The organism is Dietzia sp. CW19, assembly GCF_014145265.1.
In the GTDB taxonomy this organism is placed as follows: domain Bacteria; phylum Actinomycetota; class Actinomycetes; order Mycobacteriales; family Mycobacteriaceae; genus Dietzia; species Dietzia natronolimnaea.
The window spans coordinates 1-11,753 of sequence record NZ_JAALEE010000170.1; the positions used below are offsets into that span (position 1 = coordinate 1).

General features: G+C 70.9%; 10 protein-coding genes and 1 pseudogene. All 11 read right to left on the reverse strand.

The genetic code is table 11. The annotated features are described in order from the left end of the window. Nucleotides 1-751: pseudogene (locus tag G6021_RS05965) on the reverse strand (primosome assembly protein PriA); the annotation flags it as partial. Nucleotides 752-794: 43 nt separating this feature from the next. Continuing rightward, nucleotides 795-2,006 (reverse strand): methionine adenosyltransferase, encoded by a 1,212-nt coding sequence (gene metK / locus G6021_RS05970; RefSeq protein ID WP_182640845.1) that lies wholly within the window; start codon nt 2,004-2,006, stop codon nt 795-797. A 58-nt stretch (nt 2,007-2,064) separates the two neighbouring features. Further along, nucleotides 2,065-3,345, reverse strand: coding sequence for a bifunctional phosphopantothenoylcysteine decarboxylase/phosphopantothenate--cysteine ligase CoaBC (coaBC, locus tag G6021_RS05975; protein ID WP_182640846.1), 1,281 nt, complete (start codon nt 3,343-3,345; stop codon nt 2,065-2,067). Next, on the reverse strand, nt 3,342-3,626 hold the full coding sequence (rpoZ, locus tag G6021_RS05980; protein WP_107747549.1) for a DNA-directed RNA polymerase subunit omega: 285 nt from the start codon (nt 3,624-3,626) through the stop codon (nt 3,342-3,344). The genes coaBC and rpoZ overlap by 4 nt, the downstream gene beginning before the upstream one ends. 72 nt (nt 3,627-3,698) lie before the next feature. Continuing rightward, nucleotides 3,699-4,304, reverse strand: coding sequence for a guanylate kinase (gene gmk, locus G6021_RS05985; protein ID WP_182609394.1), 606 nt, complete (start codon nt 4,302-4,304; stop codon nt 3,699-3,701). 7 nt (nt 4,305-4,311) lie between these two features. Next, entirely contained in the window at nt 4,312-4,635 is a 324-nt protein-coding gene (gene mihF / locus G6021_RS05990; protein WP_007631925.1) for an integration host factor, actinobacterial type, read from the reverse strand. Between the two features lie 439 nt (nt 4,636-5,074). After that, nucleotides 5,075-5,926 carry an orotidine-5'-phosphate decarboxylase gene (gene pyrF, locus G6021_RS05995; protein WP_182640847.1) on the reverse strand — a complete coding sequence of 284 codons (852 nt, stop codon included), beginning with the start codon at nt 5,924-5,926 and terminating at the stop codon, nt 5,075-5,077. Beyond that, the gene (gene carB, locus G6021_RS06000; protein ID WP_182640848.1) at nt 5,923-9,285 is read right to left on the reverse strand and encodes a carbamoyl-phosphate synthase large subunit; all 3,363 of its coding nucleotides are present in this window, start codon (nt 9,283-9,285) and stop codon (nt 5,923-5,925) included. The genes pyrF and carB overlap by 4 nt, the downstream gene beginning before the upstream one ends. Next, complete coding sequence (carA, locus tag G6021_RS06005) at nt 9,285-10,508, reverse strand: glutamine-hydrolyzing carbamoyl-phosphate synthase small subunit (RefSeq protein WP_182640849.1); 1,224 nt, start codon at nt 10,506-10,508, stop codon at nt 9,285-9,287. Before carA ends, carB begins: the two co-directional genes overlap by 1 nt. Beyond that, a complete protein-coding gene (locus tag G6021_RS06010; RefSeq protein WP_182609398.1) occupies nt 10,505-11,053 on the reverse strand; it encodes a hypothetical protein in 549 nt (182 codons plus the stop codon). Before G6021_RS06010 ends, carA begins: the two co-directional genes overlap by 4 nt. Further along, on the reverse strand, nt 11,050-11,753 hold a 704-nt coding region (locus G6021_RS06015; protein WP_182638952.1), incomplete at its 5' end, for a dihydroorotase. The genes G6021_RS06015 and G6021_RS06010, both read right to left, overlap by 4 nt.

Consider the following 11,753-nt stretch of genomic DNA (forward strand, 5'->3'; position numbering starts at 1 on the left):
TCCCGCGGACCGCCCGCAGCCACCGTCGGTACCGAGCCGAGGGGCCGATCCCCGCGGACAGGTCGACCACCAGGTCCCGCCCCGTGGCTCCCCCGCCCACGATCTGCCGACACTCCGCGGTCAACCGGTCGACGTCCCGCTGGTCCGGGACGATCAGCAACACCTGCAGGCCCCTCCGCCTGACCGAGTCCGCCAGGGCGGCGAGTGCGCGCGCCCAGTCCCGTCCGGGCGGCACGGTCCAGACGGCCCGGGCCGGGACCCCCCCGGTCGCCGCGTCGAGGAACCGCGTCACCATCGGGTGGTCGGACCAGCCGACCGGGATCTCGACCGGGCCCTCCGTCACACCCAGCGGTGGTTCGCGGTCCGGCACCGATTTCTCGGCCGCGGCGTGCCGCGGGGGGATCGCCAGTCGCAGGACGTCCGAGCGCATGCCCACCCACCGTCGCGCGACCAGGTCGACCAGCCGGAGCAACTGCGGTGTGAGCACGGGCTCCGGCGAGACGACGCGCTCGAGCCACGCGAGCTCCCCGCGGTGATCCGTCTCGTCCGAGCGCTCCACGAGGTACCCGTCGACGAGGCGGCCGGCGAACCGCACGCGGACGCGGGTACCGGGTACCGCCTGGTCGGCCAGGGACTCCGGGACCAGGTAGTCGAACTCCCGGTCCAGATGCGGAACCCCGAGCAGGGGCAGGACCCGGGCCACGGGGGCCGTGGCCGCCGCGACCCGGGCCGCTGGGCGCGTCGTGGTCACGGTCTCGGATTCTCGCACCCCGCTCCGACAACCAGGACGGTCGTCAGTGCCCGACGGCCCGCTTGAGTTCGTCGACGCGGTCGGTCCTCTCCCAGGGGAGGTCCAGATCGGTCCGGCCGAAGTGACCGTAGGCGGCCGTCCCGGCGTAGATCGGACGCTTGAGGTCCAGGTCGCGGATGATCGCGCCGGGACGCAGGTCGAACACCTCGGTGACGGCCTCCTGCAGGGCCGCGATGTCGACCTTCTCGGTCCCGAACGCCTCGACGAACAGCCCGACCGGGGCGGCCTTGCCGATGGCGTAGGCGACCTGGACCTCGACCCGCTCGGCCAGGCCGGCGGCGACGATGTTCTTGGCGACCCACCGCATGGCGTACGCCGCGGAGCGGTCGACCTTGGACGGGTCCTTTCCGGAGAACGCGCCGCCACCGTGGCGGGCCATGCCGCCGTAGGTGTCGACGATGATCTTGCGTCCGGTCAGGCCGGCGTCGCCCATCGGGCCGCCGAGCACGAACCGTCCGGTCGGGTTGACCAGGAGGCGGAACTCGCCGGTCTCGATACCGGCCGCGGCCTCGGCGAGGACCGGCCCGATGACGTGCTCGGTGAGGTCGTCGCGCAGCGTCGTCTCCAGATCGATCTCGGGTGCGTGCTGCGTCGAGATGACGATCGTGTCCAGGCGTACCGCGCGGTCGCCGTCGTACTCGATGGTCACCTGGGTCTTGCCGTCCGGGCGCAGGTAGGCCAACGTGCCGTCCTTGCGGACCTCGGTCAGCCGGCGTGACAGGCGGTGTGCCAGAGCGATGGGCAGCGGCATGCGCTCAGGGGTGTCCGAGCACGCGTAACCGAACATCAGGCCCTGGTCGCCGGCGCCCTGTCGGGCGATCGCGTCCTCGACCGGGTCGGCGGAGGTCCGTGCCTCGTGCGACGTGTCCACGCCCTGGGCGATCTCGGGGGACTGCTGCCCGATCGAGATCGACACACCACAGGAGACGCCGTCGAAACCCTTGTCGGAGGAGTCGTATCCGATCTCCACGATCTTCTCGCGGATGAGCTGCGGGATCTCCACGTAGCCGCTCGTCTTGACCTCGCCGGCCACGTGCACCATCCCGGTGGTCACCATGGTCTCCACGGCGACACGGGCTTCGGGGTCCTGCGTCAGCATCGCGTCCAGGATGGCGTCCGAGATCGCGTCACAGATCTTGTCCGGATGCCCCTCGGTCACGGACTCGCTGGTGAACAGCCGACGTGCCTGCGTCACAGTGGTTCTCTCTTCCTGGTGCCGGATGCGTGTGATCGGTCGATCGCGTGGGGACAGACTAGTCGGTGCGGTCCGTGGTGGTTCGCGCGGATGGGGCCGCGGCCCGGGACACCACGGCGTCGAGGATCCGGCTGGCCAGGAGATCTTTGCTCGCCCTGTCCACCGGCGTCTCCCCGCCCGCGGCGTCCAGGATCCACCCGCCGTTGACGTCCTGCCCGAAAGTGGTGCCGCGACCGACCTCGTTGACGACGAGGAGGTCGCACCCCTTCCGGGCGAGCTTCGCCCGGCCGTGGTCGAGGACCGATCCCGAGGAGTCGCCGGTCTCGGCGGCGAACCCGACCAGGACGCAGTCCGCGGGGACGTCCCCGGACCCGCGGCCCGCGACGAGCTCGGCGAGGATGTCCGGATTGCGTTCCAACCGGATCTCGGCCGGTTCGGATCCGGTGCCCTTCTTGAGCTTGGAGGACGACACGTCCGTCGGGCGGAAGTCGGCCACCGCCGCGGCCTTGATGACCACGTCCGCCTCGGCCGCGGCGGCGAAGGTGGCGTCGCGTAGCTCGCGAGCGGAGTCGATGTGGATCGCCTCCACGGCCGCCGGCACCGGCAGGTCGGAGGAGGTCACGAGCGTGACCCTCGCTCCCCTCGCCGCCGCGACAGCGGCGATCGCGTGCCCCTGCTTCCCGGAACTGCGGTTGCCGAGGAACCGCACCGGATCGATCTCCTCGCGGGTACCACCGGACGTCACCACGACCCGCTTGCCGGCCAGATCCCACGGGAGGCCGCCGCCGTCGAGCAGCAGACTCGCGAGACGCGCGATATCGGCCGGCTCGGGCAGGCGGCCGGCGCCGGTGTCGGCCCCGGTGAGTCTCCCGGATGCGGGCGGCATGACGTGCACGCCGTCGCCCCGGAGGGTGTCGACGTTGCGCCTCGTCGCCGGGTGCTCCCACATCTCGGTGTGCATCGCCGGCGCGAGCAGCACGGGGCACCGCGCGGTCAGAAGAGTGGAGGTGAGCAGGTCGTCCGCGCGCCCGGAGGCGACCCGCGCGAGCAGATCGGCCGTCGCGGGGGCGACCACGACGAGGTCCGCCCGCTGCCCGAGGGCGACGTGGCGGACCGACGGCACGTCCGAGAACACCCCGGTGGAGACCGGGTTCCCCGACAGTGCCTCGAAGGTGGCGGACCCGACGAACCGCAGGGCCGCCTCGGTGGGGACCACGTCGACGTGGCACCCGGACTCCGTGAGGAGCCTGATCAGGCCACAGGCCTTGTAGGCGGCGATTCCGCCGCCGACCCCGACGACGACGCGCGTGCGCCGCACGTCGCCCCCGGAGTGGGTCACTCTCCCTCGGCGCAGTCGAGCAGGTCGGAATGGAGCTCGCGCAGCGCGATCGTCAGCGGCTTCTCATGCAGACCGGGGTCGACCAGGGGACCGACGTACTCGAGGATGCCCTCCTCGATCTGGTTGTAGTACGAGTTGATCTGCCGGGCGCGCTTGGCGGCGAAGATCACCAGGGCGTACTTGGAGGACGCCCGCTCGAGGAGCTCGTCGATCGGGGGGTTGGTGATGCCGATCGGGGTGTCGTACAACGGGGCTGCCGCTGCGGCTTCGATGGTGGCCACTATGGGTTCTCCTCTGGGTACAGCCTGGGTGGTGCTCTGGCCTGGGGTGGTGCTCTCGCGTCGGATTCGGCGTCAGTCTTGGCCGACCAGCAATGATACCAACTCGTCGACCGCGACCTCGAGTTCGTCGTTGACGACGACCTCGTCGAACTCCCCGCGGGCGTCCATCTCGACCTTCGCCGTCTCGAGCCTGCGGGTGACGACCTCGTGCGGCTCGGTACCCCGGCCGCGGAGACGGAGCTCGAGTTCCTCCCACGACGGCGGGGACAGGAACACGGTACGTCCCTCGGGGATGGACTCACGGATCTGCCGGACGCCGGCGAGGTCGACCTCGATGAGGACCGGCCGGCCCTCCTCGAGGGCGCGGCGGACCGGGTCGGCCGGGGTGCCCGAGAGCTGGAGGCCCCGGTGGATCTCGGCCCACTCGAGCATCCGTCCCTGGTCGACGGCCTCGCGGAACTCCTCGGTGCTGACGAAGTGGTAGTCGCGCCCGTCGACCTCCCCGGGACGCGGGTCCCGGGTGGTCATGGAGACGCTGAAGTAGAGGTCCGGAACGCGGTCACGCAGCCGTGCCACGACGGTTGACTTGCCGACGGCGGAGGGGCCGGCCAAGACGATCAGCCGGCCCCTCTTCGCCGTCGCTTCCGGGGACGAGACCCCGGATGACGGTGTGTTCATGCGTCGATCAGTCGACCGTGAAGTCGAACCGCTCGAGCAGTGCGCGGCGCTGGCGGTCTCCGAGACCACGCAGGCGACGCGTCGGTGCGATCTCCAGCTCGGTCATGATCTCCTGAGCCTTGACCTTACCGACCTTGGGCAGGGCCTCGAGCAGCGCCGAGACCTTCATCTTGCCGAGGATCTCGTCGCTCTCGGCATCCTTGAGCACCTGCTTGAGGTCGGTGCCACCACGCTTCAGGCGCTCCTTGAGCTCAGCCCGGGCGCGACGGGCGGCAGCCGCCTTCTCCAGAGCAGCTGCACGCTGCTCATCGGTCAACTGGGGAAGGGCCACAATTCCTCCGTCTCGTTCGTGTGTGTCTCATGACTCACGCGGGTGTCCACCGTAGGACATCCACGTGTGGTGTGCGGTGACCGACCCCGGCGCGTCCGCGGGCTGCGGCTCGTGCCGGGAGCGGGCGCTCCCTCGTGCTCACCGTACCCGGGCGATTCCGCCCCCCTCGCGGGAGACCGGCACGGCGTCGGGCCTGATGACCTCAGCAACAGTACGCGGCCGAATGGCCTCGTCGTCGCGCGGGGCCCGGCGTGGCACCCCGCCTGAACTGCGGATTGACGTGTGAGGTGAGGAGAAGACTAACGCCGGTCGCGTGCTCCCGCGAACCGAACCGCCCTAAATGGGGCGACCGGGTCACGGCGTCTGCTCCCGGCGACGTGGCCCCTGTGACGCCAGCCGTCCCGTGTGACGCCAGCACTCCGCCGGGGTGCCGGACCGCTCAGGCGGACCCGACGAAACGGTAGGTACGGGCCAGATCGCGGACCACCGCACGCATCGCCCCGACGTCCGGGCCCGACCGCAGGACGTGCCGGGAGACGTTGACGAGGGTGTGGGCCAACGCGGGCCCGGCGATCCTCCGGACGTCCGCGAGCGTCCCCCCCTGCTCCCCCACTCCCGGCATGAGGACCGGGCCGCGGAGACCGTCCAGTCGGGGCGGGTCGGCGACCGTCGCGCCCACGACGACACCGAACGGGCCCGGCGTGCCGGGCCCCGATGCGCCGTTCCGGTGGCCCACCTCGTCCACGACCGACTGCGCGACCGTTCCGGAGGGTCCCGTGGCCGCCTGCAGGCCCCCCGCCTCAGGGTTGGAGGTGCGGGCCAACACGAACAGCCCGCGGTTGTTCGCCGATGCGGTGTCGAAGGCGGCCTCGAGCGAGCCCACCCCCAGGTACGGGGACACGGTCAGGGCGTCGCAGGCCAGTGGTGAGTCCGCGGCCAACCAGGCCCGGGCGTACCCGGCCATGGTGGATCCGATGTCCCCGCGCTTGGCGTCCGCGATCGACAGCGCTCCCGACTCGGCGATCGACGTCAGGACCTCCTCGAGGACCGCGAAGCCCGCGGAACCGTGCTCCTCGAAGAACGCCACCTGGGGCTTGACCGCCGGCACGAGATCCCCGAACGCCTCCAGGGACCGGCGGGAGAACTCGCGGACCCCGGCGGCGTCCACTCCCAGCCCCCAGGACTCGAGGAGCGCCGGGTGGGGATCGATCCCCACGCAGAGGTTCCCGCGTGCGGAGACGGCGGACCGCAGCCGCGCACCGAACGGGTCTCGGGGTGCGCCCCCGGTCATCGGGCGGCGAACCCGCTGTGCAACTCCTGGAGGGGGCTCACCGTGACGTCACCGCGCCGGATGGCCTCGATGCCGTGCACCGCCGCCGTCGCGCCCTGGACGGTGGTGATACACGGGACCCTCCGGGTGATAGCGGCCGAGCGGATCTCGTGCCCGTCGGCGCGGGTCCCCCCGGTGGACGAGGCGATGTTGAGGATCAGGTCGACCTCGTCGGCGTTGATCCGGTCGACGATCGTCCGGACCGGGTCGCCCTGCTCATCGACCGGCCCTCCCCCGGCCTCGGTCAGCTTCGCCACGGTCTCGCACGCGATCCCGTAGCGCCGGAGCATGAGCGCGGTGCCCTCGGTGGCCAGGACCGTGAACCCGAGCGCGGCGAGGCGCTGTGCCGGGAACACCATGGACCGCTTGTCCCGGTTCGCGACCGAGACGAACACGGTCCCGGACGTCGGGAGGACGCCCTCGGCCGCGAGTTGGCCCTTGGCGAAGGCGACGGCGAAGTTGGGGCCGATGCCCATGACCTCACCGGTCGACTTCATCTCCGGGCTGAGCAGCGAGTCGACGGGGTTGCCCTCGGGGGTGCGGAAACGATTGAACGGGAGGACCGCCTCCTTGACGGCGACCGGCGCGTCCGCCGGGAGCGAACCGCCGTCCCGGTCGGACGGGAGGAGCCCCTCGGCCTTGAGGTCGGCGATCGTCTCACCCATCATGATGCGGGCACACGCCTTGGCGAGGTGCACGCCGGTCGCCTTGGAGACGAACGGCACGGTGCGGCTGGCGCGGGGGTTCGCCTCGAGCACGTACAGGACGTCGTCCTTGATCGCGTACTGGACGTTCATCAGTCCCTTGACGCCGATGCCGAACGCCAGTGCCTCACTGGAGCGGCGGACGCGGTCGATGTCGTCCTGCCCCAGGGTGATGGGCGGGAGGGCGCACGCGGAGTCCCCGGAGTGGATGCCGGCCTCCTCGATGTGCTCCATGACGCCACCCAGGTAGACCTCGGTGCCGTCGCACAACACGTCGACGTCGATCTCGACCGCGTCGTCGAGGAAGCGGTCGACCAGGACCGGGCGGTCCGGGCTGATCTCGGTGGCGCGCTCGATGTACGACCGCAGCGACGACTCGTCGTACACGATCTCCATCCCCCGCCCGCCCAGCACGTACGAGGGTCGGACGAGCACGGGGTAGCCGATGCGCGCCGCGATCTCCGTGGCCTCCGTGGCGTTGATGGCCGTCCCGAACGCGGGTGCGGGCAGACCGGCCCTCACCAGGACCTCGCCGAACTCGCGCCGGTCCTCAGCGAGGTCGATGGCCGACGGGCTGGTCCCCACGATCGGGACGCCGGCCTCCTCCAGCTGTGCCGCCAGGCCGAGCGGGGTCTGGCCGCCGAGCTGGACGAGGACTCCGGCGACGGTTCCCGACCCGGACTCGGCGTGGTAGACCTCCATGACGTCCTCGAACGTCAGCGGCTCGAAGTACAGACGGTCCGCCGTGTCGTAGTCGGTCGAGACGGTCTCCGGGTTGCAGTTGACCATCACGGTCTCGTACCCGGCCTCGGACAACGTGAGCGCGGCGTGGACGCACGAGTAGTCGAACTCGATGCCCTGCCCGATCCGGTTGGGTCCGGAGCCCAGGATGATGACCTTCTCGCGCTCCGTCTGGGCGGCGACCTCGGACTCGGCCGCGGGGTCGAGTTCGTAGGTCGAGTAGTGGTACGGGGTCTTGGCCTCGAACTCCGCGGCGCAGGTGTCGACGGTCTTGTAGACGGGCCGCACGCCGAGCCGGTGACGCAGACGCCGGACGCCCTCGGCGCCCGCGAACTCGGGCCGCAGAGCCGCGATCTGGGCGTCGGACAGGCCGTTGTGCTTCGCGCGGCGCAGCAGCGCCTCGTCGACCACCGGTGCGTCGACGATCTCCTGACGGAGCTCGACCAGCGCGGCGACCTCCTCGAGGAACCACGGGTCGATCCCCGAGGCCTCGTGGACCTGTTCGACGGTCGCGCCGAGGCGGAGCGCCAGCTCGACGTCGTACATCCGGCCCTCGGTCGGGCGCACGAGGTCCGCGAGGACGGCGTCGACGTCGGTCGACCGTCCGGGCGCGATCGTCTCGTCGGGCAGGGTCCAGAAGCCGGCCGCCTTGGTCTCCAGCGAGCGCATCACCTTGCCCAGCGCCTCGCGGTAGTTGCGGCCCAGGCTCATCGCCTCGCCCACCGACTTCATGGTGGTGGTGAGGGTGTCGTCGGCACCCGGGAACTTCTCGAACGCGAAGCGGGGGGCCTTGACCACCACGTAGTCCAGGGTCGGCTCGAAGCACGCCGGGGTCTCGCCGGTGATGTCGTTGGTGATCTCGTCGAGCGAGTAGCCGATGGCGAGCCGGGCGGCGATCTTGGCGATGGGGAACCCGGTGGCCTTGGAGGCCAGCGCCGAGGACCGTGAGACGCGCGGGTTCATCTCGATCACCACGAGGCGACCGTCGACGGGGTTGATGGCGAACTGGATGTTGCAACCGCCCGTGTCCACGCCGACTTCGCGGATGATCGCGATGCCGAGGTCGCGCATGTCTTGGTACTCGCGGTCCGTCAGGGTCATGGACGGTGCGACGGTGACGGAGTCGCCCGTGTGGACCCCGAGGGCATCGACGTTCTCGATCGAGCAGACCACGACGACGTTGTCCTTGTTGTCCCGCATGAGCTCGAGTTCGAACTCCTTCCACCCGAGGATCGACTCCTCGATGAGGACGTTCGCGGTGGGCGAGGCGGACAGCCCGCCGCCGGCGATCCGCTCGAGGTCCTCGGTCGTGTAGGCCAGGCCGGAGCCGAGCCCGCCCATGGTGAACGACGGGCGGACCACGACGGGCAGACCCAGTTCGGCGACGGTCGCGTGGACCTCGTCCATGGTGTGACAGACGGCGCTTCGCGCGGAGTCGCCTCCCACACTCGCGACGATGTCCTTGAAGGTCTGACGGTCCTCACCGCGGTTGATCGCGGGGATGTCGGCGCCTATCAGCTCCACGCCGTGCTTTGTCAGGATCCCCTGCGCGTCGAGTTGGATGGCGGCGTTGAGCGCGGTCTGGCCGCCCAGCGTGGCGAGGACGGCGTCGACGGGGTGTCCGTCGGCCGCCTCCTTGACGAAGATCTTGTCGATGTACTCGGGCGTGATCGGCTCGATGTAGGTGCTGTCGGCGAACTCGGGGTCGGTCATGATCGTGGCCGGGTTGGAGTTGACCAGCGTCACGCGCAGTCCCTCGGCGCGGAGCACCCGGCACGCCTGGGTGCCGGAGTAGTCGAACTCACAGGCCTGACCGATGACGATCGGGCCGGAACCGATCACGAGGACGTGGTTGATGTCTGTGCGGCGGGGCATCAGTTCGAGCCCTTTCTGGAGTCTGCGGAACCGTTGTCGGCGGCGTCACCGGTTGCTGAGTCGAGCAGGCTGACGAAGCGGTCGAAGAGGTCGGCGGCGTCACGGGGACCCGCCGCGGCCTCGGGGTGGTACTGGACGGAGAAGGCGGAACCGTCGGTGAGGGCGACCCCCTCGACGGTCCCGTCGTTCGCGCACACGTGCGTGACGGTGGCGGTACCCCAGGGTGTCTCCCAGGTCTCGGTCTCCGGGGCGCGGAGCGCGAACCCGTGGTTCTGGGAGGTGATGGCGACCCTCCCGGTCGCCTTCTCGACCACCGGGATGTTGATCCCGCGGTGGCCGAACCTCATCTTGTAGGTCTCGAGCCCGAGCGCCCTGCCCAGGATCTGGTTGCCGAAGCAGATCCCGAAGAACGGGATCCCCTGGCTCAGGACCTCTTTGGTCAGGTGCACGGCGGCGTCGGCGGTGGCCGGGTCCCCGGGGCCGTTGGACAGGAACACCCCGTCCACGTCGAGGTCGAGCACGTCCTGCAGGGTCGCGTCCGACGGGAGCACGTGGACCCGCACGCCGCGTGCGGTGAGCATGCGGGGGGTGTTGGTCTTGATGCCCAGGTCGAGCGCCGCCACGGAATGGCGTGCCCGCCCCTCGGGCTCCACGACGTAGGCGGTGTCGGTCGAGACGGCCTCGGCCAGTGACGCGCCGGCCATGGGTTCCTGGGCCCGGACGGTCGCGAGCATCGACTCGTCGTCCACCAGGTCCTCACCCGAGAAGATGCCGGCCTTCATCGCCCCGAGATCCCGGATGTGGCGGACGACCGCCCGGGTGTCCACCCCGGCGATCCCCACGATGCCCTGGGCGAGCATCTCGTCCTCGAGCGTGCGCTCGGACCGGTAATTGGAGGCACGGCGCGACAGGTCCCGGATCACCAGACCCGACACCCAGATCCGACCGCCGCCGTTCCGGCCGTCGAGCAGCGACTCACCGTCCTCGTCGTTCCACCCGGTGTTGCCGATCTGCGGAGCGGTGCTGACGACGATCTGCCGGTGGTAGGACGGGTCGGTGAGGGTCTCCTGGTACCCCGACATCCCCGTGGTGAAGACGGCCTCCCCGAGGGTGGTCCCGGTCGCCCCGAACGCCGTGCCGCGGTGGATGCGGCCGTCCTCGAGGACGAGGGCGGCGGGCGCGCGGCCCCCCGGTGCGACGGTGGTTTCGTTGTGCGGTGTCACTTGTTCTCCTCGGTGGTGGAGCGGGGGGTGTCCGGCCGGGTGGGCGGTGCGGCGTCGCCGCGCAGGGCCTCCCAGCGGGGGTACGAGTCCTTGTCGTCGGCCCGGAAGCCGGAGTCGATCAGGGTGGGGCCGTCGTGGCCGTCGACCTGCCATCGGGCGACGAGGATCCCGCCGCCGGGCACGGTCTTGTTGGCGAGGGCGGAGGCGCGTCGCACGTCCACCAGGTCGGCGCGGGGGATCCACACCGTGGCGTCGGCGAGGTCGAGCCGGAGTCCACCGGTGAACGCGGTGAGGGTGGCGGCCGAGCGGTGGCCGAGCGGTGCCCGGGCGATCCTCGCCTGCCAGTCACCCGCCACGGTGCTGCCGATGTACACGCCGGTCAGCGGTCCCAGCACCACGTCACCGGTCTCGGCGGGAACCTCCGGCAGCGTGTCGAAGAGGCCGGCCTGGGAGCGGCTGCGATTTCGCCAGCCCCATGCCATCAACCCGAGCAGGCCGAGGAAGACGACGATCACGCCCACCAGGGTCCAGACGTCCTGTGTCATGCGAGTACCTCTCCGTCGCGGCTGGTCATGCGGCCCCGGTATACGGTGCCCACGACCCGGGCGGCGAACGTCATCCCCTGGTAGGGGGTGTTGGCGGACAGACTTGCGAGTTCCTCCCCGACGACGGTCCACGGGGAGTCGGGATCGACGACGGCGAGGTTGGCGGGCTCCCCGACCTCGATCGGGCGCCCCTGGTCGGTGAGACCGGCGATCTCGGCGGGCCGCGTGCTCATGACGCGGGCCAGATCGCGCCAGCTCATCTCCCCCGACTCGACCAGGAGGGCCGCCACGATGGGCAACGCCGTCTCCAACCCGAGCATGCCCGGGCGGGCGGCCGCGAACTCGCAGCACTTCTCCTGGGCGGCGTGGGGGGCGTGGTCGGTGGCGACGCAGTCGATCACCCCCGAGACGAGCGCGTCACGCAGGGCGAGGGTGTCGTGGGCTTCGCGCAGTGGCGGGTTGACCCGGTAGACCCCGTCGTACGTCTCGAGCCTCGTGTCGTCGAGGAGCAGGTGGTGGGGGGTGACCTCCGCGGTGATCGAGATCCCCTGCGCCTTCGCCCACTTCAGCAGCTCGACCGTGCCCGTGGTGGAGGCGTGGCAGATGTGGACCCGCGCGCCGGCGTCCCGGGCCAGGATCGCGTCGCGCGCCACGATGGACTCCTCCGCCGAGCGCGGCCAGCCGGTGAGTCCGAGGCGGA